Consider the following 22,881-nt stretch of genomic DNA (forward strand, 5'->3'; position numbering starts at 1 on the left):
GGTATCCGTCGGATTTGACTGATGCACAGTGGGAGATCGTGGAGCCGATGCTCCCGCTGATCAAGTCGCCAGGGCGGATCCCGAAGCACCCTCGCCGAGCGATCGTGGACGCGATCCTGTACGTCGTGCGCAGCGGCTGCTCGTGGCGACAGTTGCCGGTCGATTTTCCGCCCTGGCAGACGGTCTACTGGCAGTTCCAGCAGTGGGAGAAGCGCGAGGTCACCGCACGGATCCTGGAGGAGCTGCGCGAGCAGGTCCGCATTGCCGAGGGCCGTGAACCGGTACCGAGCGCGGGAGTCATCGACTCGCAGAGCGTCAAGGCAGCCGACACTGTCGGCCGGGACTCTCGCGGCTACGACGCTGGGAAGAAGGTCAACGGGCGCAAGCGGTTCATCGTCACCGACACCGTGGGCCTGCTGGTGGTGGTCTGCGTGATGGCCGCGTCGTGGCAGGACCGCGACGGCGCCCGTACGACGTTGCTGAGTCTGTACCTGTCCAGCCCGATCCGGCATGTGTTCGCCGACCAGGGCTTCGCCGGACGGCTGGTCGAGTGGGCTGCCGGCACGCTGCGCACGAGCGTGGAGATCGTGCGTAAGCCGGCCGAGCAGCGTGGGTTCGTCGTACACCCGAAGCGGTGGGTCGTGGAACGCAGCCTGGCCTGGCTCACCGCCCATCGGCGCCTGGCCCGCGACTACGAACGCGACCCTGCCGTGTCCGAAGCCTTGATCCGTTGGGCCGCCATCAACACCATGGTCCGGCGCCTCGACCGCGGCAAACCCGCTACCCGATAGCGGCGCCGGTTCGTCACCGCGCCCGAGTAGCACCACTCTCAAACACTCACTGAGGGAACCCGTGGCGCACCCGCGTGTCCTCCGGTGGCGGGTGGCGGGTGGTTTGGCAGCATGGGCGCATGTCTCTGGTGCCGCGGCAGGCCGGTGGTGTGCTCCCGCGTGACGGCGGTGCGGAGCAGGTCACGGAGGCGTGGCTGGCGAACCGGCGGTTGTCGGAGCACACCCTGGCGGCGTACCGGCGGGATGTGGCGGGGTGGCTGGGGTGGTGTGCGGCCCGGGAGCTGGATCCGTTGCGGGCGTCCTTCCTGGACGTGAACGCGTACGCCCGCGAGTTGGAGGAGCGGGTGGATCCGCGGTCGGGCCGGCGGTTGTCGGCGGCGACGGTGGCGCGCAAGTTGTCGGGCGTGTCGAGCTGGTACGACTTTCTGGTGAAGGTGCGGGCTGTGCAGGCGAACCCGGTCGGGGGAGCGGATCGCCCGTACGTGTCGCGGGATCATTCGGCGACGGTGGGGTTGTCCGCCGAGCAGGTGGACGCGGTGCTGGCGGCGGCGGAGGCGGATGCGGGTCCGGCGGCGGTGCGGCACCGGGCGATGGTGACGATGATGGCTGACCTGGGGCTGCGGGTGGGTGAGCTGGTCGGCCTGGACGTGGGGGATGTGGGTGCCGAGCGCGGGCACCGCACCGTACGGTTCGTCGGCAAGGGTGGGCGGCCGCGGCGGCGGGTGCTGACGCCGGGTGCGGCGGCGGCGCTGGACGCGTATCTGCTGGTGCGGCCGGGGGCGGCGCAGGGGCCGTTGTTTGTGACGGCCTCGGGTGGCCGGGTGGACCGGCATGCGGTGTTCCGGCTGGTGCGGCGGCTGGCGCGGGCGGCGGGTGTGGCGGGGTGGGAGCGGTTGTCGCCGCATTCGCTGCGGCATGCGTTCGCGACGTCGGCGCGGGCCGAGGGTGTGCCGCTGGAGGATGTGCAGGACGCGATGGGACACGCGGATCCGCGAACCACCCGTCGGTATGACCGGGACCGGCACAACCTGGACCGGGATCCGGCGTACACGTTGGCGGCGGCGCGGGTCCGCCGCGCCGGGCTTTGACCGACCCCCTATTCTCGACCGGTCGTCGGTCGGTTCAGGAGACGGGGTTGGGTTGAACATCTTCGAAGCGGTGCTGCTCGGCGCGGTCGAGGGCATCACCGAGTTTCTGCCTGTCTCGAGTACGGGCCACCTGACGATCATGGAGAAGCTGCTGGGGTACCAGCTGGACGATCCGGACATCGTGGCGTTCACGGCGATCATCCAGTCGGGTGCGGTGCTGGCGACGACGATCTTCCTGCGGCGCGACATCGCACGGATCGTGCCCGCCTGGTTGCGGGGTGTGTTCAGCAAGGATCGGCGCGACGACGCGGACTACCGGTTCGGGTGGGCGGTGATCCTGGGGTCGATCCCGATCATCCTGGTGGGGTTCGCGTTCAAGGACACGATCGAGACGACGCTGCGCAGCCTGTGGTTCGTGGCGGCGTCGCTGATCCTGTTCAGCGGGGTGATGGCGTTCGCGGACCACGCGGCGACGCAGATCCGCCACGAGGACGACGTGACCTGGAAGGACACGCTGATCATCGGCGTGACGCAGTGTCTGGCGCTGGTCCCCGGGGTGTCGCGGTCGGGGGCGACGATGTGCGCGGGTCTGCTGCGTGACTTCGACCGGGTGACGGTGACGAAGTTGTCGTTCTTCCTGTCGATTCCGGCGTTGCTGGGGGCGACGGCGCTGGAGGTGACGAAGGAGGCGGGCAACATCTCCGCCGGGGTGGGCTGGGGGCCCACGATCGTCGCGACCGTGACCAGTTTCGTGGTGGGTTACGCGGCGGTGGCGTGGTTGCTGAAGTTCATCTCGAAGCACTCGTACAGCATCTTCATCGCGTACCGGCTGGTGCTGGGGGCGCTGCTGATGGTGCTGCTGGCGACGGGCGCGGTCGCGGCGAAGTGAGCGCTCACCGCGCGAACGGCGACCAGGACAGCATCTGGTAGACCAGCGCGGCGAAGCCGAGGAAGACGAACCCGAACACGATCGTGGTGATCGAGGTGCGGGGGCCGCGGCCGGCGGTGACCGGCTGGTCGGGCTGGTCGGGGTCGTAGCGGACCTGGAGGCGGGTGTCGGTCAGGTACGACCGGTTGCTGACCGCGTCGTCGATGACGGCTTTGATCTCCTGGCCGCTGCGGGTGCGGTAGGTGACGACGGGCCGGAACGAGATGCGTCCGTCGCCGGCGGAGCGTTGCTGGTTGTCGACGACGACGGCGTCGGCGTCGTAGCCGATGTCGGCGATGCGGCGGTTGCGGAGGATGCCGCGGACCCCGGCTGTGATCATGACGCAGCCGGCCAGGGCCGGGATGCCGATCATGACCAGGTAGAGCACCGCGGGGACCCATCCCATGCTGTCGGGAAGGCCGACTTCGTCGATCATGGCGCGACGGTACCGGAGCCGGTCCATCGGGCATATCGCCGGTTCGGCGGGTAGGCGCGCCGCGCCCGTTCATGCACCGCCGTCACTGCCGGTGCACCGTCCACGCCGGAATCCCGCGGGCCGGTCCGTCCGTACGGTGCCCTGATCTCGGCCGAACGGATGAGGTGCAACCGCCGGGCAACCGTCCGTGACCAGCCCACGCACCCCCACCCCCCGAATCTCGAACCCGTGACCGGCTGACACCCAGCCGCAACACCGACCGGGGGAGAAGAAACATGGGCCGCACGGTACGCACCACCCTCACCACCGCCCTCGCGACGCTGGCCACCGCCGGCGCCGCGCTGATCGGCGCCACCACCCTGGCCACCCCCGCCCGGGCCGCCGCGGTCACCACCAGCAGCCTGCAGTCCCAACTGGTCACCTACACCAACAACACCCGCACCCGCGCCGGCTGCAAACCCCTCCGCCTCGACTCCCGCCTCCTGCTCGCCGCCCGCGGCCACTCCGCCTACCAGGCCCGCACCAACCGCATGAGCCACATCGGCTCCGGCGGCTCCAGCTTCGTCACCCGCGCCCACCGCGCCGGCTACCCCTGGCCCATGGCCGAAAACGTCGCCTACGGCTACCCCACCGCCTCCGCCACCATGAAAGCCTGGATGGCCAGCCCCGGCCACCGCGCCAACATCCTCGACTGCCGCGCCAGAGCCCTCGCCGTCGGCGTCTACTACTCCACCAACGGCACCCCCTACTACACCCAGGAATTCGGCTGGCGCTGAACCACCAGCACCCTCCCCGAAACGACCCGGCCGGCATGCCATCGCAGCCGGCCGGTCGCCGTTTCCCGGCCGGACAGTTGCGGGCCCACGCGGAAACGCCCATCGGGACGGTCGTGGTGACACGATGGTCATCAAGGCCGGATACGGTGCGAAGCGCGTACCCCGGTCCAGGTCGCCGCAGGGGCGGTGACGCCCACCGCCACGGGAGGCATCCATGAGCACCGACCCCGACCGGCCGTCGCGGCCCTGGCTGCTGCGGTGGGCCGTCCTCGGCCTGATCGTGGCGGGCGGGGTGATCCAGATCGTGATGTCGGCGTACTACCTCAGCGTGGCGCACGCCCCCCAGCCGCACGATCTGCCGGTCGGTTTCGTTGCCGCGCCGGCGGACGCGGCCAAGGTGCAGGCCGCCATCGACAAGGGGGGCCAGTTCGCCGCGCAGCCCTACCCGTCGGCCGACGCGATGATCGCCGCCATCAGGACCAAGGACATCTTCGGCGGACTCGACGTCACCACCACCCCGCCGCACCTGTATGTCGCCTCCGCGGCCGGCACCGCGGCGTCCAACGCGCTGAAGACCGCGTTCACCTCCGTGACGCAGCAGCAGACGGCCGACCGGGTGCAGCAGCTGAGCGCGGCGGGCCAGCCGGTGCCGCCGGCCACGGTGCAGCAGCTCACCACGCCGCCGGCCATCACGGACGTGGTGGCCCTGCCGCCCGACGATCGGACCGGCGCGTCGATCGGGCTGCTCGTGCAGGCCCTGGCGATCGGCGCGACGGTCGCCTCGATCGGCTTGGGGCGCATCGGCGCGCGGACCAGACCGTCGCTGCTGCGCGGCGTGGGGCACACCGCGACGCTGCTGGTCTACGCGGCGGCGTCGGCCGCGGCGGTGCTCGGTGCGGCGCACGCGTTCGGGGTGGTCCCGGCGGGCACCGACAGCCACCTGTTCCGGGCGTTCCTGCTGGTGTCGGTGGCCATCACCGGTTCCGTCGCGGGCCTGGTCGCGTTGATCGGCGCGGCCGGTTCGTTCCTGGGTACCGCCTACTTCGTGGTCGGTGTGCCGATCTCCGGCGCGACCGTGCTGCCCGAGTTCCTGCCGCCGGTCGCCCGTGTCCTGGGGCAGGTGCTGCCCACCGGTGCGGGCGCCACCCTGGTGCGCGACAGCCTCTACTTCCCCGCCGCTCCCGTCACCCAGCCGATGATCGTCCTCAGCCTGTACGCGGGCGTCGGCATCCTGCTCGTTCTGATCACCAACGCGCTGGCCAACCGCTCCCGCCGCGTGTCCCTGCTGCGCCTCACCGCGGACGCCGAGGAGGAGCCCGCGCGGGAGGACGCGCCCGCGTCGCCGTGACCCGCCGCCCGACCGCCGCCCCAGCGCGGCCGCGCCGGGGGTCCGGGTCAGGCGGGCAGGTGCAGGGCGGCGCGGACCAGATCCAGGGCGGCCTGCGGCGCCACCCCGAGCGCGGCGGTGTCCGCGGCGTAGCGTTGCGCGAGCCGGTGCGCCTGTTCGGGTACGCCCGCGGCGCGGGCCGTGACGAGGGTGCCGAGCCGGCCGCGGGTCTGCACCAGCCCGGCCTGTTCCAGCTCCCGGTACGCGCGGGCCACCGTGTTCGTGGCCAGGCCCAGGTCGGCGGCGAGCTGCCGTACCGGTGGCAGCCGTGTCCCGGCGGGCAGGGCGCCGGTGGCGGCCAGCGCGGCGATGCGGGTGCGTACCTGTTCGTACGGTGGCACCGGCGACGCCGCGTCGATGACGATGTCCATGGACGCGCCCCCTGTGTGTCGGTCCTGCGCTCAGATCAGGCGGGGCGGGGTGTTGCCCGCGGCCTGGATGGCGCGCCGCATCGGCACCATCGCCAGCAGGATCCCACCGGCGACGAAGAAGACGATCAGCGACACGATCCCGATCCGGTAGCTGCTGGTGAGCTGGTACACCAGCCCGAACGCCAGCGGGCCGAGCCAGCTGGTGCCCTTGTCGCTGATCTCGTAGAAGCCGTAGTACTCGCCTTCGCGGCCGGTGGGGATGAGCTGGCTGAACAGTGACCGGCTCAGCGCCTGGCTGCCGCCCAGCACCAGCCCGATCGCGATGCCGAGCAGCATGAACGGCAGCGGCTCACCGGCGGGCAGCCAGTACGCGGCCAGCATCACGCCGAGCCACAGGGCGAGGCTGATCAGGATGGTCTTGCGGGCGCCGATGCGTTCGGCCAGCGCACCGAGCAGCAGCGCGCCGCCGAACGCCAGGAACTGCACCAGCAGGATCGTGATGATCAGGTCGCCCTGTTCGAGCCGCAGTTCCTCTGTGCCGTACTGGCTGGCCAGGGCGATGACGGTCTGGATGCCGTCGTTGTAGATCAGGTAGGCGAGCAGGAAGAACAGCGTCAGCGGGTACGCGCGCAGCCCGCGCAGGGTGCGCCCGAGCTGCCGGAACCCGTCGAGCAGCACGTTGCCGCCCGCGGCGCCGGTGGAGGTGGTGGTGGGGTGTTCGCGCAGCCAGCGCAGCGGCAGCAGGGTGAACAGGCCCCACCACAGTCCGGCGGAGACGATGCACCAGCGGGCCAGGTCGAGGGTGCGCTGGTGGTCACCGTCGCGGCTGAGCAGTTGCACGACGACGAGGTTGGCCAGCAGCAGCAGTCCGCCGCCGAGGTAGCCGATGGCCCAGCCGCGGCTGGACACCCTGTCGCGTTCGTCGGGGCCGGCCAGTTGCGGCAGGAACGAGTTGTACACCACGACGGACGCGCCGAAGGCGATGTTGGCGATCAGGAACAGCAGGCCGCCGAGCAGGTACCGCTCGCCGGTGACGAACGCGAATCCGATGGTGGCGCCGGCGCCGGTGAACGCGGCGGCGGCCAGCAGCGGCTTCTTGCGGGCGCTGCGGTCGGCGACCGCGCCCATGACGGGCAGCACGAAGACGGTGAGCAGCACCGACAGCGACACCAGGTAGGGGAAGTAGGAGCCGGCGGCGACCGTGATGCCCAGCGGGTGGACCCGGCCGTGGCAGTCGTCGGCGCCCAGCGCGCAGCCGGCGGCCTGTTCGGTGACGGTGGTCAGGAACGGCCCGAGGAACACCGTGATGACGGTGGTGGAGAACGCCGAGTTGGCCCAGTCGTAGAAGTACCAGCCGGTGCGTTCGCGGCGCCCGGCGGGCGGGGCGGCGGCGGTGTCGATAACGGCCATGACGTGCGCTCCAGCTCCTGCGGGCGGTGGTGAGCGCTCATGATGCCACCTGCGGCGCCGGTTCTCACGCGTCGTGACGCCACCATTTGGCCAGGGCGCTGGTGGCCGGGTCGTCGGAGTCGGCGAGCGCCGCCCACGGGTCGGCGCCGGGCGGCAGATCGGTGCCCGCGTACGCGGCGAGTCCGGCCGGGTCGGGCTGTTCGGTCGGCAGGTGCACGGCGGCCGGGTCGACCAGGCCGAGGCTGCCGGTGTCGATCCACGGGAACCCGTCGACCGGTTCGGGCAGCGGCCCCACGTCGAGTACGGGCGGGAACACGCTGACCGCTTCGTGGCCGGTGTCGTCCCACGCGTCGGGGTCGGTGCCGACGTGGCCCACCACGTCGGGGTGCGGGTCCGCGGCGTCCTCGTCGTACCGGTGTCCCGGGTCGTGCTGGTGCCCCGGATCGTGGTGGTGGCCCGGATCGTGGCCGGGGTCGTGGTCGTATCCGTGGTCGTCGTGGCCCGGATCGTCGTGGCCCGGGTCGTCGTCGTGGGACGCGTCCAGGCCCCACCCGTGGTCGTGGCCGGCGTCGAACACGTCCGGCAGGGCGAGGTCGTCGTCGTGTCCGCCCAGCGGCTGCGGATCGTGATGTCCGTGGTCGTCGGGGAAGTCGGGCCACAGGTGATCACTCATGCGGTTGTCTCCTCTGGCTCTGCCGGGGTGGGGGTCAGGGTCCGGGCGCGGGCCAGCACGTCGTCGACCGCGGCCAGCCGGGCCCGGATCGCGTCGTGGTCGGCCTGCGCGGCCGCGCGGCGGCGGGCCCGCCCCGCGGCGTCGGTCGCGGCGGCCGCGTCGATGTCGGCGATGTGCGCGTCCAGTTCCCGTAGCCGCCGTTCGACGGCCTCGTCGACGGCGACGCTGAGCGCGTACTGCAGGTCGGTGAAGCGGAACGAGATCTCGTCGGTGAGTGCGGCGCGGGCCTCGGCCAGGACGTCGCGCAGCCATGCGCGGGCCTGCTGCCGGTCGGTCTGTACCCGCCTGCGGTACAGCACGTATCCGCCCGCGGCCAGGCCCAGCCCGATCCCGGCGACCGGGATCAGCAGGCCGCCCGCGGCGAGGGTTCCGGCGCCGAGCACGCTGGCGCCGAGGATGGCGCCGCGCCCGGCCATGAACGCGATACCGCCCGCGGACAGGGCGATCAGCAGGTTGTCGCCGGAGCCGTCGCGGGGCGGGCCGGCGGACAGGGTGTGCCGCAGGGTGGCGTTCAGCCGGGCCAGCACCTGGTCGAGTTCGCCGTCGTCGAACACCTGCGCCAGCACGGCCGCGCCGACCTGCCGGAACGTGTCGTGCAGGTCCTGCGACAGCCGTACGGCGACGGCCTGCAGTTCGGTGTCGACGGTCTGCGGCAGCGCGGTCAGCCCGTCACGGCCGAGGGAGTCGATGCGTGCTCCGAGGCGCTGCTGCACGTCGGCGATCTGGGTGCGCAGCGACCCGACGACCTCGATGCGGGCCCGCTGCGTCTCGGTGTTCAGCAGCAGCGCCCACTGGCGGGATTCGGTGCGTTTGCGGGCGGCCAGTGCGGCGCGCTGCGCGCGGACGGCGGCCAGTTGCGCCGGGTCGGCCTCGGTGGCGCGCAGCCGGTCCCGGGCCGCGCCGTCGAGGCGGGCCAGTTCGCCGCGGGCGGCGCGCAGCACGTTGGCCTGCTGCAGCTGATGCCCGCGCCCGGCCAGGTCGATGAGGGCGTGTTGCAGTTCGGCGATGCGGGACGCCTCCACCAGGGCGGCGGCCGCGTCGGGGGCGGCCAGCGCGGTCTCGGCCAGCCGCGCCGACACCGGGTACCAGCCGGCGTCGGCGAAGCGGGGGGCGTGGGTGCGCAGCAACGCCCGGTTGTCCGCGAGGACGCGCCGCCACCCAGCAAACGCGTCGATCTTGGTGAGGGTGAACACGACCGCGTCGACGCGTTCGCTGGCCTCGGCGAGGAATGCGAGTTCCGGCTGCGACAGCGGCGCGGACGCGTCCGCGGTGAACAGCAGCGCGGTGGCCCGCTGCACCGCGTCGAGCGCGACCGTGGCGTGCGCGGGTTCGAGGCCGCCGACGCCCGGCGTGTCGACCAGGCTCAGGTACTGCAGCAGGGGAGCGGGATGGGTGAGTTCGACGCGGCGGGCCTGCCCGTCGCCGGTCGCCCACGCGGCCAGCGTCGCCGGGTCCACGTCGACCGGTTCGCCGCCGCCCGCCGGCCACGCCCGCGCCGCGAACGGACCGGGCCCGATGTGCAGGTAGGCGCTGGTGGCCACACCCGCGTCCACCGGGGACAGGCCGGGCACCCCGAGCAGCGCGTTCACCAGGGAACTCTTGCCGCGTTTCGTCTCGCCGACCACCACCACGGCGGGCCGGGTCATCTGCGTACGGTGCAGTTCGGCCAGCTCCGCGCCGGCGTCCGGGTCCGCCGCGCGGACGAACGCGAGGGTGTCGCGGACCGTGGTGTCCAGCGTGGCGGCCAGCGCCCGCCCGGTCACCGGGCTGCTCCCTGAAGGGCCCGGGCGAGCAGGTGGAAGCCGCGGTGCGCCACCTGCGCCACCCGGGCCTGGGCGGGGCCGGCACCGGCGACCGCGTACGCCCGCCACCGGTGCGCGGCCCGCACCGCCGCCTCGGCCAGCTCGCCGGGGCCCGCGCCGGGCAGCCCCAGGATCTCCCGCGGGTCCTCCGCGGTGGCCAGGGCGATCAGTTCCTGCTCCCACGGGGCCGGCAGCGCCACCACACCGGACGCGACGCGCTGCGCCGCGGCCAGCAGCCGCAGCCGGTGGTACGCGGGGTCGCGCAGCAGCGTCTCCACCGCGTCGCGCAGCGCGTCCCGGTCGGTGCCGGCGGCGGCGCGCCCGGCGAGGCGGTCCAGCCGGCCCAGCGCCCAGCCCGCCTTGATCGCGTCGGAACGCCAGCGCAGCGTCGAATCCACCGTGCTCTGCAGGTGGGCGAACCCGGAGACCTCCGCGAGGCGGCGCACCAGGTCCCCGGTGCCCAGCTGCGGTTGCGCCGCCAGCTGCGCCACCGCGAAGCCGACACCGTACAGGTCGAGCAGGCCCAGCAGCCGTTCGCGGCGGGCCGCGTCCAGCGGGCCCGGCCGGGTGCGGAACAGGTCCACCGAGGCCAGCAGCACCGCCAGCTCCCCGGTGGGCAGCGCGGCCAGTTCCCGCAGCGCGGCGCAGTCGGCGGCGGTGAGCCGGCCCGCCTGCGCGGTCTCGGCCAGCAACCCCACCACCGGGACCACGTCGGCGACGGTACGGGCCAGCAGCGTCGCCTGCTGGCGGGCCAGCGGCTGCGCCACCGGCCACGGGTCGGCGGCCCCACCGGTCAGGGTGTCCACCTTCGCGAACACGCCCAGCGCGTTGATCGGGCTGCTGGCCAGCCGCGCCGTCGCCGCCCGGAACGCGTCCAGGGCCTGCACGTCGTCGGCGCGGACCGCCTGGGTGAACACGTACACGACCGCTTCGGCGGCGGCGACCTCGCCGAGGCTGCCCGCGTCGATGCCGTCGTCGAACGGGGCCGCCACCACCGCCTCGGCGCGTTCCCGCAGCCGGGTGTCGGCCGACGCCAGTCCGGGCGTGTCCACCACGGTCAGGTCGCGGAGCCGCTCGCTGGTCAGGGCGACGTCGACGTACGCGACCCGGTCGGCGTGCACGCCGAGCCGCTGGGGGAGCATCCCGGTGTCGGACAGCGGCAGGGTGTGCCGGGTGCCGTCGCGGGTCACCACGTCGACGCGGTCGGCGGGCCCGTACCGGAACCGGGTCACCACCCGGGTGCACTCGCCGGCCGCGGTCGGCGCGACCCGCCGCCCGATCAGCGCGTTGACGAGTGTCGACTTTCCGGCTTTCAATCGGCCCGCGATCGCCACCCGCAGCGGCTCACCGAGCCGGGCGTGGATCTGTTGTACCTGGCCACCGACGTCCGGGCCGACGGCGGCGACGATGTCGTCACACAGCGCGGCCATTCGGGTACAGAGCGGACCGGTCATGACGACTCGTCAGCGCAGCCGGCCGTCAGCGACAATGTCCTGGCCGCGACCGTCGTCCACCACCATGATCCGGTACGTCCTTCCCGACCCGGGCAGGACGGGACGCCTGCCGCAGCACCCACACTACGGACCGGGACGCACAGCCCGGATCCCGTGTTCGTGCCAGGCACGGCACGAACACCGGCGACGCATCGGGGAGGACGCGGTGCCGCAAGACCTGGCCGCCGTGGCCGCCGGCCACCTGCGCCGCCCCGGCCTCATCGTGGTCGCCGGGCCACCCGGCGCCGGCCGCAGCACGGTGCTGCACCGGCTCGCCGGGGCCACCCCGGGCGCCGTGCACACCGGGGGTGGGCTGGCGATGCTCACCGCCGTACCCGCGCTGGCGCTGTCGCGGGCGGTGCGGGCCCGGCTGCCCGCCCACGACATCCCGCTGCTGGCCGAGGCGGTCCGCTCCCGGGTCCGCGGCGGGCTGCTGATCCTCGACGACCTGCAGTACGCCGACGCGGCCACCCTCGCCGCGCTGCCGCTGCTGGCCGTGCACTGCCGCGTCGCGGTGGCACTGCGTACCCCGCACCGGCTGGCCGGGGCCGCCGAGGCCGCGCTGCGCGGCGCCGCCACGGCCTGGCTGGACGTGCCACCACTGGACCCCGACGCCGCCGCCGACCTGGCCCGGCGCACCGCCACCCTCGACGCGGGCACGCTGGCCGCCGTCCTGGCGCGCGCCGGCGGCAACCCGCTGGCCGTCGTCGCGCTGGCCCGCCAGGCCGGCACCGGGCGCGGCGTCCCCGGCGCCGACATCGACCAGGTCGCGTACGCGATCGCGGCCGCCCTCGCCGACCTGCCCCGCCCCGCCCGCACCGCCCTGGCCGCGCTGGGCCTGCTCGGTCGACCCGCCCCCGCCGCCCTGCTCGGCCAGGGCGCCGCGGACCTGCTGGCCGCCGGCCTGGCCGCCGACACCCCCGACGGGCTGCAACCCACCTCCGGGTACGTCGCCGAGACCGCCGCCGGGCTGCTCGACGGCGCCGCCCGCACCGAACTGCACCGGCGGCTGGCCGACCTCACCCCGCCCGCGGAAGCCGCCCAGCACCTCGCCGCCGCCGGTGACCTGCCCGGCGCGCACCGCCGCGCCCTGCAGGCCGCCGACCGCGCCACCGGCGCCGAACGCGCCGCGCTGCTGCTGTTCGCCTGCGACCTGCCCGGCGTCACCGTCGACCCCCGGGTCCGGCTGGCCGCCGCCGACGCCGCCCTGGCTGCCGGGCGCCCCCACGCCGCCGCCCGCGTCCTGGACACCGGTACGCCGCTGGGCGTCGAAGCGGACGTCCTGCGCGGGGAAGCCCTGCTGCAGGCCGGTGATCCCGCCGCCGCCCGGCGCGCCGCGCAGCCCGTACCCGATGCCGGTCCCGCGTCCGTGGTCGCGGCCCGCGACCGGATCCTGCTGCTGGCCGATCTCGCCGCCGACCCGGCCGCGGCCGCCGACACCGCCGACAAGATCCTCGCCCGGCATCCGCACCCGCCGCCCGGTCTCGCCGCCGCCCTCGCCGCGGTCCGCGCCGCGCACCGCACCCCCGGCTGGGAGGACGACCTGGCCCGCGCCGCCGCCGCGGGCGACCCGCTGACCGCCCGGTGGAGTGCCTGGCAGCTGGTCGAACACCTCACCGCCGACGCCCGCCTCGCCGACGCCGCGTCGGTGGCCCGCGACGCCGCGGCCGCCTGCGCCGCCGACCTGGCCTACAGCTGGCAGACCCGGTTCGCGGCCGCCGCCGACTTCGCCGACGCGCTCGCCGGCCACGCCGCGGCCGCACCCGGCGGGGAACCCGGCCACGCCGCACCCGGCGGGGATTCCGGCCGCGCCGCGTTGTCCGCCGGTTCCGACCCGTTCGCGTTCTCCGCCGGCGCGGACCCCGGCGCCGCCGAGGGCGCCGACCCGGCCGATGTCCTGCACCGCCGCGCCGCCGACCTCACCGACCGGTCCCTGCCCCCGGACGCGCGCGGCTACGCCACCGCCGCCACCGCCCTCGTCGAAGCCGACACCGGCCTGCTCGCCGCCGCCCGCGCCCGCCTCACCGGCCACACCGACCATCCCGCCGCAGCCTGGGTCGCCCACGAGGCCGCCTGGCTCGACGGGCAACCCGACCGGGCCGCGCACACCCCCGCCGAGGGTGGGGGACTGCTCACCGGCCTGGACCACATCACCGCCCAGTGGGCCGCCCACGACCGCGGCGCCGCCGCACCCACCGGCATCCCACGCGGCCTGCCCGGCCCCGCCCGGCGCACCCTCACCGCCTGGGCCACCGGCACCGGTTTCACCGCCGCCGCCGACACCTGGGCCGGCACCGCCGTGCGGGAACAGGTCCGCTGCCTGCTGGCCGCCGGCGCCCACGAACCTGACCCGGGCCGGGCCGTGGCCGCCCTGCTGGCCGCCGAACAACTCGCCGACACCGCCGGGCTCACCGTGCTCGCCGGGCGCGCCCGCCGCGGGCTGCGCCGCCACCACGTGCACCGCGACACCCGCGGGCCCCGCTCCGGCACGCAGCTCACCGGCCGCGAAACCGACGTGCTGCGCCTGGTCGCCGCCGGGGAACCCACCCGCCGCATCGCCGGGCAACTCGGCATCTCCGCGGAAACCGTCGACACCCACATCCGCGCCGCCATGCGCAAACTGGGCGCGCGTACCCGCACCGAAGCGGCAGCGCTCGCCTTCACCCACCCCGACGCCCAACCCCCGCGGGAGGATCGCCGGTGACCCGACCACCAGACGCCCCACGGCACATCGTCGCCACCACCGCCGACGCCGACACGGTGCTGCGCCGCCTCACCCGCGCCGGCTGGACCGCCCGCCCCGGCTTCGCCCTGCCCGACCCGTCCTGGGACGTCACCGCGGCCCGCCTCGTCCTGCACGGCCGCATCACCGACACCGACACCCTGCAACTGGCCGTGCTCGCCGCCGCGCGCGGCGCCGGCATCGTCGCGGTCAGCGACACCGACAGCCCCGTCGGCCGGGCCCTGGCCGACGACCTCGCCCGCCTCGGCCCCCTGCAACACGGCACCGGCGCCGACAGCACCGTCGCCGAACTCGTCCCCGAACAACGCGCCCTGCTGGACCGGCTCGCCGCGGGGGAGACCATCGCCGCCGCGGCCGCCGCCGAATACCTGTCGCTGCGCACCGCGAACCGGCGCATCGCCGAAGCCCGCGCGCTGTTCGGGGTCCGCACCACCCGCGAAGCCGTCCTGGCCTACCTGCGCCAGCGCCGCGACTGACCGCCGCGCTACACCGCGGCCAGCCCCTCGTCCGCGTGCGCGATCCGGGTCAGCTCCCGCCACAACGCCACCACGAACACGGCCGAACCCACGAACGCGAACCAGAACGGCGCCGCCACCCCGAACCGGTCCGCCAGCACCCCACCCAGCACCGACCCCACCACCAGCCCACCGAACGTGCAGACCGTGTTCACACTGCCCACCCGGCCCTGCAGATGCTCCGGCACCGCCCGCTGCCGCACCGTGATCGACGTTGTACCCCAGATGAACGCGTGCGCCCCGAACACGAAGAACACCGCCGACGCCACCCACGCCGACCGGGTCACCGCCAGCACCAGATGCGTCAACGTCTCGATCACCAGACCGGCCCGCATCACATTGCCCAGGCTCACCCGCCGGGTCAGCCACCCGTACATGCCCGTGCCCACCAGCCCGCCCACCGCGGACACCGTCGTCAGCAGACCGAAACCCACCGCGCCCAGCCCCAGCCGCCGCGCCGCGTACAGCACCAGCACCGACCACGCCGCACCGAACGTCACGTTGAACACCAGAATCGTCAACGCCAGCGTCCGCACCGCCGCGTGCCGCGCCGTCCAGCGGAAACCCGCCACGATGTCGCGGCCCACCCCACCCGAGCGCGCCACCCGGCCCGGCGGCGGCAGCACGATCCGCCACACCAGCAGCACACCCGCCACCACCAGCACCGTCTCCGCCGCGAACGGCCACACCCGGCCCGCCGCGAACAACGCCGCCCCGATCGGCGGACCCACCAACTGGTTCAACGTGATGAAACCCGTCTGCAGCCGCGCGTTGGCCACCACCAGATCGTCCCGGTCCACCAGCATCGGCGTCAGCGTCGCCACCGTGTTGTCCGCGAACACCTCCGCGGTCGCCAGCAGTCCCAACCCGACCAGCGCACCCGCCACCGACAGCCGCCCGGCCGCCAGCGCCGCCACCAGCACCGCCAGCACCACGCCGCGCACACCGTCGGCCACCATCACGATCCGCCGGCGCTCCCGCCGATCCGAGAGCACCCCCGCCCACAGGCCGAACACCAGCGGCGGCGCCCACCGCAGCAACGCCGCCAGCGACACCAGGAACGCGTCAGGAGTCAACGACGCCACCAGCAACGGCCCCGCCGCGGCCGCCACACCGTCACCCAGGTTCGTCACCCACGACGACGCCAGCAGCCACCGGAACCCGGCACCCAGCCGGGCCGGCACGAACGACTCCACGAATCCGGTCACGAATCCACGACCCTACGGTCGACACCACCACCGGCACACCGAATTAGCGCCGCTCACCCCGGCCGGTCCGCGCGCCGACGCACCCGCGACACATCCACCGGCCGCGTCGGGTCCACGAACCGCGGCAACTGCGGCTCACCGGCCCGCAACGGAGCCAGCGTCACCGTGATCCCCTCCATGATCCGATCCGTCGCCCGCATCGCCTGCGCACCCGGCGACCCGGTCAACCCCGACAGATCCACCGGCTCCCCGAAGCGCACCCACACCACCGGCCGGCGCAGCATCGCCCGCAGCACCGAACCCACGATCCCCTTCGGCGACGTGTACGGCAGCACCGCATGCGCCCCCCACTGCGCCACCGGCACCACCGGCGCCCCCGACAACGCCGCCATCCGCGCCACCCCGGTCTTGCCCCGCTCCGGCCACATCCACGGATCCAGCCCGATACGACCCTCCGGATACACCAGCACCGTCGAATTCGCCGCCAGAGCCGCCGCCGCATCCGGCAACGCCTGCGCCACCCGCGCCGTACGCCGATCCACCCGGATATGCCCGCACCGGCGCATCAACGCACCCACCACCGGCGCCCGGAAGATCCCACCCGTCGCCATGATCCGCGGCGTCAGCCCGGCCACCCGGCACGCCGCGGTCAACACCACCGGATCCACCGGGCTCACATGATTCGCCGCCAGGATCAGCGGGCCACCCCGCACCGCCGCCGGCACCTCCCCGGACACCCGCAGCCGGCACACCAGCGCCGCCAGCGGACGCGACACCCACACCAGCGCCCGCCACAACCGGGGCGCCCGCCACGACGTCTCCATCAGAGCGCCATGATCGCACGACACCGCCGCGGGCGCCGCCGCCCGCACCTCACTCCGCGTCCCGCAACTCCGCCAGCCGCGCCTCCACCTCCGCCAACTGCTCCCGTAACCGCTGCGCCTGCTGCTCGGCCTGCGCGCGCTCCGCCGCCAGGATCTGCTCCACCGCCTCACGCACACCCGGCACATCCACCAGCGCCACCATCCGCAACGCCTCCGCCGGACGCACCACATACGGCCGGGCCAGCGCCTTCGCGCCCTGCTGCGCCGCCACCGTCCACTCCCCGTCGGCGTACGCCAACGTCACCGTCAGCCCCGCCGGGCCCTTCGGCCGCGCCGGCTTACCCGGCCCCTTACGCGCCGCCGGCACCACCGGCGCCGCCGGGGCAGCCACCGCCGGGGCAGGGGAGGGGCGCACCGGCTTGTCGATCACGAACTCGGGCTCCGGGCGCGCGGGCTCCGGATCCGGCTCGGGCGCCGCCACGGCCGGTGCCCGGCGGCCCGCACCCTTGGGCGCGACCTGCAGATCACCGGGGGAGAACGGCAACTCGTCACGGCCGAACCGCACCACCAGCCAATCCTCCGACTCCGCCGGATCGGTCAACCGCACCACCTGCCCCAGCTGACCCGCCATCTGCCCCGCCGCCTCCGTGAACACCACCCGCGGCCGCCGGCCCGCCGCCACCGCGTCCCGGATCACCACCAGATCCTGCTCACTGAGCCCCGGCACCACAGCCGCCACCATCACAACCTCCACCATCCGACGCCATTCACGACGCCATTCGTACGCATGTTTGAATGCCGTCGTTTCTACCAGCCCACCCCGACAGAACCGCGCACCCCACCCCGACGGGCGCGCGCCGATACTGGGCAACCACCCCGGCGTGGCACGCTCGCCCACGTGACCAGCACACCCGAGGCGCAACGCCTGCGCGACCTCGCCCGGCTGCGCCGCGTCCGCGACCGCATCGACCGCGACTACGCCCAGCCCCTCGACGTCGAAGCCCTCGCCCGCGGCGCCCACATGTCCGCCGGACACCTCAGCCGCGAATTCCGCCGCGCCTACGGCGAATCCCCGTACTCCTACCTGATGACCCGCCGCATCGAACGCGCCATGGCCCTGCTGCGCCGCGGCGACCTCACCGTCACCGACGTCTGCTTCGCCGTCGGCTGCTCCTCACTGGGCACCTTCAGCACCCGCTTCACCGAACTCGTCGGCATGCCACCCAGCACCTACCGCACCCAGGCCGCCCACGGCGACGCGGGCCTGCCCGCCTGCGTCGCCAAACAGGTCACCAGACCGATCAGGAATCGAGAAGCGGGCGCCACCGAGCCGCAACTAGCGTGACCGGCATGGACATCACCATTCACGCCAGCTTCCTGCCCCACGACGACCCCGACGCCTCCCTCGCCTTCTACCGCGACACCCTCGGCTTCGAGGTCCGCAACGACGTCGGACGCGGCACCATGCGCTGGATCACCGTCGGCCCCGCCGACCAGCCCGGCACCTCCATCGTCCTGCACCCGCCCGCCGTCGACCCCGGCATCACCGACGACGAACGCCGCACCATCACCGAGATGATGGCCAAGGGCACCTACGCCACCCTCCTGCTGGCCACCAAGGACCTCGACGGCGCCTTCGAACGCCTCCAGGCCAGCGACGCCGACATCGTCCAGGAACCCACCGACCAGCCGTACGGGGTACGCGACTGCGCCGTCCGCGACGCCGCCGGCAACCTGATCCGCATCCAGCAACTCGGCTGAACCCAGCAACTGGGCTGAACCCACCGCGCGCGGCGACCGGAAGGCGGCACCAGGGAAGCCGCGATTCCCGCGCCGCGCGCGGCCACGAGCTGATCAGATCAAGACGCACACCGCCACCGGCGGCGAACCTGACAGATGGAGACACGATGCCCGGGGCCACCAGGACAGGCAAGCCGCAGACCACCGCACACGCCGCCGACACCCACGACCTGATCCGCGTCCACGGCGCCCGCGTCAACAACCTCAAAGACGTCAGCGTCGACATCCCGAAACGGCGCCTCACCGCGTTCACCGGCGTCTCCGGCTCCGGCAAGAGCTCCCTGGTCTTCGGCACCATCGCCGCCGAATCCCAACGCCTGATCAACGAGACCTACAGCGCCTTCGTCCAGGGCTTCATGCCCACCCTGTCCCGCCCCGACGTCGACCTCCTCGGCGGCCTCACCACCGCCATCATCGTCGACCAGGAACGCATGGGCGCCAACCCACGCTCCACCGTCGGCACCGCCACCGACGCCAACGCCATGCTGCGCATCCTCTTCAGCCGCCTCGGCAAACCCCACATCGGCTCACCCCAGGCCTACTCCTTCAACGTCCCCACCGTGCGCGCCGCCGGCGCCATCACCGTCGAACGCGGCGAAGGGAAAACCAGGACCGAGAAAGCGACCTTCAACCGCCTCGGCGGCATGTGCCCCCGCTGCGAGGGCATGGGCTCGGTCACCGACTTCGACCTGACCGCCCTCTACGACGACAACCTGTCCCTCAACGAGGGCGCCCTCACCATCCCCGGCTACAGCATGGACGGCTGGTACGGCCGCATCTACCGCGGCAGCGGCTTCTTCGACCCCGACAAGCCGATCCGCAAGTACACAAAGCGCGAACAGCACGACCTGCTCTACAAGGAACCCACCAAGATCAAAGTCGAGGGCATCAACCTCACCTACGAAGGACTCATCCCCAAAATCCAGAAGTCCTTCCTCGCCAAGGACGTCGACGCCCTCCAACCCCACGTCCGCGCCTTCGTCGAACGCGCCGTCACCTTCACCACCTGCCCCGAATGCGACGGCACCCGACTGAGCAGGGAAGCCCGCTCCTCCAAGATCAAAGGCAAGAGCATCGCCGACGTCTGCACCATGCAGATCAGCGACCTCGCCGACTGGATCCGCGCCCTCAAGGAACCCTCCGTCGCCCCCCTGCTCAAAGGCCTGCAACACCTGCTCGACTCGTTCGACCAGATCGGCCTCGGCTACCTCGCCCTCGACCGCCCCGCCGGCACCCTGTCCGGGGGAGAGGCCCAACGCACCAAAATGATCCGCCACCTCGGATCCTCACTCACCGACGTCACCTACGTCTTCGACGAACCCACCATCGGCCTGCACCCCCACGACATCGAACGCATGAACCAGCTCCTGCTGCAACTGCGCGACAAGGGCAACACCGTGCTCGTCGTCGAACACAAACCCGAAACCATCGCCATCGCCGACCACGTCGTCGACCTCGGCCCCGGCGCCGGCACCCACGGCGGCACCGTCTGCTTCGAAGGCACCGTCGACGACCTGCGCGCAAGCGACACCATCACCGGCCGCCACCTCGACGACAGGGCCAACCTCAAAGAAAAAGTACGGCCACCCGCCGGCACCCTGCAGATCCGCGGCGCCACCACCAACAACCTGCGCAACGTCAAAGTCGACATCCCGCTCGGCGTCCTCGTCGTCGTCACCGGCGTCGCCGGCTCCGGCAAGAGCTCCCTGATCCACGGCTCCGTCGCCGGACGCGACGGCGTGGTCGTCGTCGACCAGGGCGCCATCCGCGGATCCCGCCGCAGCAACCCCGCCACCTACACCGGACTGCTCGAACCCATCCGCAAGGCCTTCGCCAAGGCCAACGGCGTCAAACCCGCCCTGTTCAGCTCCAACTCCGAGGGCGCCTGCCCCGCCTGCAACGGCGCCGGCGTCATCTACACCGACCTCGGCGTCATGGCCACCGTCGAATCCACCTGCGAGGAATGCGAGGGCAAACGCTTCCAGGCGCAGGTACTCGCGTACACGCTGGGCGGCAAGGACATCACCGAAGTCCTGGCCATGCCGGTCACCGGGGCCGTCGAGTTCTTCGGCGCGGGGGAGGCCCGCATCCCCGCCGCCCACAAGATCCTCGACCGGCTCGCCGACGTCGGCCTCGGCTACCTCAGCCTCGGCCAACCGCTCACCACGCTGTCCGGCGGCGAACGCCAGCGCCTCAAGCTCGCCACCCACATGGGGGAGAGCGGCGGCGTGTACGTCCTCGACGAGCCGACCACCGGCCTGCACCTCGCCGACGTCGAACAACTGCTCGGCCTGCTCGACCGCCTCGTCGACTCCGGCAAGTCGGTCATCGTCATCGAGCACCACCAGGCGGTCATGGCCCACGCCGACTGGATCATCGACCTCGGCCCGGGCGCCGGCCACGACGGCGGCCGGATCGTCTTCGAGGGCGCACCCGCCGACCTGGTCGCGGGCCGCGCCACGCTGACGGGCCAGCACCTGGCCGCATACGTCGGCGCCTGACGGCACGACAGCCCGGCAGGTGGGCCGCACATCCCTCGAATCGTTGGTCGATAATGCACATTATGTAAAGCTGAGGCGGTGGAGCGGTTCCGAGGACCACTTGCACCGCGCAAGCTCACCGGGCCAATGAAACAGACCTGCTGTACCTCGCCACCGTCTCCGTTGACGGTCCGGCGCCGGTCTGCGTCTACGCCGGTCCGTTCGCTGGGCGCCGAACGCAGGCGCGAAGCCTGCCGACTCTCCAGCGCCGATCCCCGTGGGTCCCATGATCCTCCGGAGGAAATTTCCCATCGACGCCAGTCGTACCGTATTTGTCTGGATCCTGCATAATATGTCTTATGCAGGACGAACAAGACATTCCGGTACACGGCTTGATCGGCGAGTTCCTGGCCGCCCGGGCCACCAGCAAGCCGTCCGCGCACACGCTCGCCGCGTACCGTCGGGATCTTGAGGCCGTGCTGGCGCTGGTGGCCGAGCATCTCGCGGCCGCCCCCGGCGCGGTCGTGCTGGCCGACCTCTCCCCCAGGGTGCTGCGGGCCGGGTTCGCGGCGTTCGCCGCGGGCCGGGCGCCCGCCTCGGTGTACCGCGGGTGGTCGACCTGGAATTCGTTCTTCCGGTTCCTCGTCGGCGACGGCATCGCGGTCGGCAACCCGATGCCCGCCGTCGACAAGCCGCGGCTGGCGACGCCGTCGCCGAAACCGCTGCGCGGCGAGGACACCCCGGAGCGACTGCTGGACGCGGTGCGCCGCCCTGACGCGCGGCAGCGTGATCCGTGGGCCTGTCAAACGAACGGTGTAACAGCGGTTAGTTGGTGGTCGGGTTGAGGCGGCCTTCGAAGGTCATCTCGAAGGCGTTCAGGGCGGGTTTCCAGCGCATCGCCCACCGGCGTCGTCCGACGCCGGTCGGGTCGAGGCTCATGATGGCCAGGTAGACACATTTCAGCGCCGCTTGCTCGTTCGGGAAGTGCCCCCGGGCTCGCACTGCCCGGCGGATGCGGGCGTTCACGCTCTCGATCGCGTTCGTCGAACACACAATTTTGCGGATCTCGACGTCGAAGGCCAGGAACGGCACGAACTCCGCCCAGGCGTTCTCCCAGAGCCGCACGATCGCCGGGTAGCGCTCGCCCCAGGCTTCGGCAAACTCGCCGAACCGGGCCTTCGCGGCGGCTTCAGTGGCGGCGGTGTAGACCGGCCGCAACGCTTTGGCGATGGCGTCGTAGTGCTGGCGGCCGGCGTACCGGAACGAGTTGCGCAGCAGGTGGATCACGCAGGTCTGCACCACCGCGAGGGGCCAGGTCTGCCCGATCGCGTCGGGCAGACCTTTGAGCCCGTCGCAGACCACCATGCAGGCGTCGGCAACGCCCCGGTTCTTCAGTTCGGTGAGGACCTGCAGCCAGTACTTGGCGCCCTCGCCGCCGTCGCCGGCCCAAAGCCCGAGGATGTCGCGGGTGCCCTCGACGGTGACGGCCAGAGCGACGTAAATGGGCCGGTTGGCGACCTTGCCATCGCGGATCTTCACGTGCACGGCGTCCAGGAAGATCACCGGATAGACCGGGTCGAGGGGCCGGTTCTGCCACTCGGCCATCGCGTCCAGGACCCGGTCGGTAATCGTGGAGATGGTCTGCCGTGACACCTCGGCCCCGTAAACCTCGGCCAGGTGAGCTTGGATCTCGCCGGTCGTCAGCCCTTTCGCGGACAGGGAGATCACCATGTCCTCAACCCCGGTCAGCCGGCGCTGGCGTTTCTTGACGATCTGCGGCTCGAAGCTGCCCTCACGGTCACGCGGCACGCTGATGTCGACCGGGCCGACCTCGGTCAGCACGGTCTTGGACCGGTTGCCGTTGCGCGAGTTGCCGCCGTTCTTGCCGGCCGGGTCGCCCTTGTCATAGCCGAGATGGTCGGTGATCTCGCCGTCCAGGGCGGCCTCGACCACGCGTTTGGTCAGCTGCTGCAGCAGACCGCCTTCGCCGGTCAGCTGCAGGCCCGCTGCGCGGGCCTGCTCGACCAGCCGGCCGACCAGTTCAGCGTCCACACCGTCGTCGACCGGCTTGTTCTTCTTCGACACCGCCGCAGTAT

General features: G+C 72.9%; 21 protein-coding genes. 11 read left to right on the plus strand and 10 right to left on the minus strand.

What is annotated here, in order from left to right; translation table 11 throughout:
* The first annotated feature begins 14 nt into the window (after window positions 1–14).
* The 3 genes from ACMCNN_RS14070 to ACMCNN_RS14080 all read left to right on the plus strand — a co-directional run bounded on the left by ACMCNN_RS14070 (window position 15) and on the right by ACMCNN_RS14080 (window position 2,768).
* Window positions 15–791 (plus strand): IS5 family transposase, encoded by a 777-nt coding sequence (locus ACMCNN_RS14070; RefSeq protein WP_412746641.1) that lies wholly within the window; start codon window positions 15–17, stop codon window positions 789–791.
* A 119-nt stretch (window positions 792–910) separates the two neighbouring features.
* Window positions 911–1,879 (plus strand): tyrosine-type recombinase/integrase, encoded by a 969-nt coding sequence (locus ACMCNN_RS14075; protein WP_412746642.1) that lies wholly within the window; start codon window positions 911–913, stop codon window positions 1,877–1,879.
* A gap of 52 nt (window positions 1,880–1,931) precedes the next feature.
* On the plus strand, window positions 1,932–2,768 hold the full coding sequence (locus tag ACMCNN_RS14080; protein WP_412746643.1) for an undecaprenyl-diphosphate phosphatase: 837 nt from the start codon (window positions 1,932–1,934) through the stop codon (window positions 2,766–2,768).
* A gap of 4 nt (window positions 2,769–2,772) precedes the next feature.
* Here ACMCNN_RS14080 and ACMCNN_RS14085 read toward each other — a convergent pair whose 3' ends face one another.
* A complete protein-coding gene (locus ACMCNN_RS14085; RefSeq protein WP_412746644.1) occupies window positions 2,773–3,243 on the minus strand; it encodes a DUF3592 domain-containing protein in 471 nt (156 codons plus the stop codon).
* 275 nt (window positions 3,244–3,518) lie between these two features.
* On the opposite strand from ACMCNN_RS14085, the gene ACMCNN_RS14090 reads away from it, so the two are divergent.
* Both ACMCNN_RS14090 and ACMCNN_RS14095 read left to right on the plus strand, forming a co-directional pair.
* Window positions 3,519–4,019, plus strand: a complete 501-nt coding sequence (locus ACMCNN_RS14090) for a CAP domain-containing protein (protein ID WP_412746645.1) — start codon at window positions 3,519–3,521, stop codon at window positions 4,017–4,019.
* 214 nt (window positions 4,020–4,233) lie between these two features.
* Complete coding sequence (locus ACMCNN_RS14095; RefSeq protein ID WP_412746646.1) at window positions 4,234–5,367, plus strand: hypothetical protein; 1,134 nt, start codon at window positions 4,234–4,236, stop codon at window positions 5,365–5,367.
* A 47-nt stretch (window positions 5,368–5,414) separates the two neighbouring features.
* On the opposite strand, the gene ACMCNN_RS14100 is transcribed toward ACMCNN_RS14095, so the two are convergent.
* The 5 genes from ACMCNN_RS14100 to ACMCNN_RS14120 form a co-directional block, all read right to left on the minus strand.
* On the minus strand, window positions 5,415–5,777 hold the full coding sequence (locus tag ACMCNN_RS14100) for a GntR family transcriptional regulator (protein ID WP_412746647.1): 363 nt from the start codon (window positions 5,775–5,777) through the stop codon (window positions 5,415–5,417).
* A gap of 30 nt (window positions 5,778–5,807) precedes the next feature.
* A complete protein-coding gene (locus ACMCNN_RS14105) occupies window positions 5,808–7,187 on the minus strand; it encodes an MFS transporter (RefSeq protein ID WP_412746648.1) in 1,380 nt (459 codons plus the stop codon).
* Between the two features lie 64 nt (window positions 7,188–7,251).
* Complete coding sequence (locus ACMCNN_RS14110) at window positions 7,252–7,860, minus strand: hypothetical protein (RefSeq protein WP_412746649.1); 609 nt, start codon at window positions 7,858–7,860, stop codon at window positions 7,252–7,254.
* The gene (locus ACMCNN_RS14115) at window positions 7,857–9,683 is read right to left on the minus strand and encodes a dynamin family protein (RefSeq protein ID WP_412746650.1); all 1,827 of its coding nucleotides are present in this window, start codon (window positions 9,681–9,683) and stop codon (window positions 7,857–7,859) included. Before ACMCNN_RS14115 ends, ACMCNN_RS14110 begins: the two co-directional genes overlap by 4 nt.
* Entirely contained in the window at window positions 9,680–11,176 is a 1,497-nt protein-coding gene (locus ACMCNN_RS14120; protein ID WP_412746651.1) for a dynamin family protein, read from the minus strand. The genes ACMCNN_RS14115 and ACMCNN_RS14120 overlap by 4 nt, the downstream gene beginning before the upstream one ends.
* A gap of 205 nt (window positions 11,177–11,381) precedes the next feature.
* On the opposite strand from ACMCNN_RS14120, the gene ACMCNN_RS14125 reads away from it, so the two are divergent.
* Entirely contained in the window at window positions 11,382–13,919 is a 2,538-nt protein-coding gene (locus ACMCNN_RS14125; protein ID WP_412746652.1) for a LuxR C-terminal-related transcriptional regulator, read from the plus strand.
* Window positions 13,916–14,434: a LuxR family transcriptional regulator gene (locus tag ACMCNN_RS14130; protein ID WP_412746653.1), complete on the plus strand. Its 519-nt coding sequence runs from the start codon at window positions 13,916–13,918 to the stop codon at window positions 14,432–14,434. Before ACMCNN_RS14125 ends, ACMCNN_RS14130 begins: the two co-directional genes overlap by 4 nt.
* Before the next feature lie 8 nt (window positions 14,435–14,442).
* Here the strand turns inward: ACMCNN_RS14130 and ACMCNN_RS14135 are convergent, their stop codons facing one another.
* Genes ACMCNN_RS14135 through ACMCNN_RS14145 form a run of 3 tightly spaced genes read right to left on the minus strand, consistent with a single transcriptional unit; the run spans window position 14,443 to window position 17,247 of the window.
* Entirely contained in the window at window positions 14,443–15,681 is a 1,239-nt protein-coding gene (locus ACMCNN_RS14135) for an MFS transporter (RefSeq protein WP_412746654.1), read from the minus strand.
* 53 nt (window positions 15,682–15,734) lie between these two features.
* Complete coding sequence (locus ACMCNN_RS14140; RefSeq protein ID WP_412746655.1) at window positions 15,735–16,505, minus strand: lysophospholipid acyltransferase family protein; 771 nt, start codon at window positions 16,503–16,505, stop codon at window positions 15,735–15,737.
* A gap of 49 nt (window positions 16,506–16,554) precedes the next feature.
* Complete coding sequence (locus ACMCNN_RS14145) at window positions 16,555–17,247, minus strand: hypothetical protein (RefSeq protein WP_412746656.1); 693 nt, start codon at window positions 17,245–17,247, stop codon at window positions 16,555–16,557.
* A 156-nt stretch (window positions 17,248–17,403) separates the two neighbouring features.
* Between ACMCNN_RS14145 and ACMCNN_RS14150 the strand changes: the two genes are divergently transcribed.
* The 4 genes from ACMCNN_RS14150 (at window position 17,404) to ACMCNN_RS14165 (ending at window position 21,630) form a co-directional block, all read left to right on the plus strand.
* A complete protein-coding gene (locus ACMCNN_RS14150; RefSeq protein ID WP_412746657.1) occupies window positions 17,404–17,850 on the plus strand; it encodes a helix-turn-helix transcriptional regulator in 447 nt (148 codons plus the stop codon).
* A 5-nt stretch (window positions 17,851–17,855) separates the two neighbouring features.
* Entirely contained in the window at window positions 17,856–18,266 is a 411-nt protein-coding gene (locus tag ACMCNN_RS14155) for a VOC family protein (RefSeq protein ID WP_412746658.1), read from the plus strand.
* A gap of 146 nt (window positions 18,267–18,412) precedes the next feature.
* Window positions 18,413–20,806, plus strand: coding sequence for an ATP-binding cassette domain-containing protein (locus ACMCNN_RS14160; RefSeq protein WP_412746659.1), 2,394 nt, complete (start codon window positions 18,413–18,415; stop codon window positions 20,804–20,806).
* Between the two features lie 338 nt (window positions 20,807–21,144).
* Entirely contained in the window at window positions 21,145–21,630 is a 486-nt protein-coding gene (locus ACMCNN_RS14165; RefSeq protein WP_412746660.1) for a site-specific integrase, read from the plus strand.
* Here the strand turns inward: ACMCNN_RS14165 and ACMCNN_RS14170 are convergent.
* Window positions 21,611–22,870 (minus strand): IS256 family transposase, encoded by a 1,260-nt coding sequence (locus ACMCNN_RS14170; protein ID WP_412747169.1) that lies wholly within the window; start codon window positions 22,868–22,870, stop codon window positions 21,611–21,613. The genes ACMCNN_RS14165 and ACMCNN_RS14170 overlap by 20 nt on opposite strands.
* Window positions 22,871–22,881: the final 11 nt, after the last annotated feature.

The organism is Krasilnikovia sp. MM14-A1004 (genome assembly GCF_047159485.1).
Taxonomy (GTDB): Bacteria; Actinomycetota; Actinomycetes; order Mycobacteriales; family Micromonosporaceae; genus Actinoplanes.

Coding starts and splice junctions, on each gene's coding strand:
- ACMCNN_RS14160 (WP_412746659.1), top strand. CDS start 18,413: ATGCCCGGGGCCACCAGGACAGGCAAGCCGCAGACCACCGCACACGCC.
- ACMCNN_RS14120 (WP_412746651.1), bottom strand. CDS start 11,176: ATGACCGGTCCGCTCTGTACCCGAATGGCCGCGCTGTGTGACGACATC.
- ACMCNN_RS14110 (WP_412746649.1), bottom strand. CDS start 7,860: ATGAGTGATCACCTGTGGCCCGACTTCCCCGACGACCACGGACATCAC.
- ACMCNN_RS14090 (WP_412746645.1), top strand. CDS start 3,519: ATGGGCCGCACGGTACGCACCACCCTCACCACCGCCCTCGCGACGCTG.
- ACMCNN_RS14095 (WP_412746646.1), top strand. CDS start 4,234: ATGAGCACCGACCCCGACCGGCCGTCGCGGCCCTGGCTGCTGCGGTGG.
- ACMCNN_RS14105 (WP_412746648.1), bottom strand. CDS start 7,187: ATGGCCGTTATCGACACCGCCGCCGCCCCGCCCGCCGGGCGCCGCGAA.
- ACMCNN_RS14085 (WP_412746644.1), bottom strand. CDS start 3,243: ATGATCGACGAAGTCGGCCTTCCCGACAGCATGGGATGGGTCCCCGCG.
- ACMCNN_RS14145 (WP_412746656.1), bottom strand. CDS start 17,247: ATGGTGGCGGCTGTGGTGCCGGGGCTCAGTGAGCAGGATCTGGTGGTG.
- ACMCNN_RS14140 (WP_412746655.1), bottom strand. CDS start 16,505: ATGGAGACGTCGTGGCGGGCGCCCCGGTTGTGGCGGGCGCTGGTGTGG.
- ACMCNN_RS14100 (WP_412746647.1), bottom strand. CDS start 5,777: ATGGACATCGTCATCGACGCGGCGTCGCCGGTGCCACCGTACGAACAG.
- ACMCNN_RS14155 (WP_412746658.1), top strand. CDS start 17,856: ATGGACATCACCATTCACGCCAGCTTCCTGCCCCACGACGACCCCGAC.
- ACMCNN_RS14165 (WP_412746660.1), top strand. CDS start 21,145: ATGCAGGACGAACAAGACATTCCGGTACACGGCTTGATCGGCGAGTTC.
- ACMCNN_RS14075 (WP_412746642.1), top strand. CDS start 911: ATGTCTCTGGTGCCGCGGCAGGCCGGTGGTGTGCTCCCGCGTGACGGC.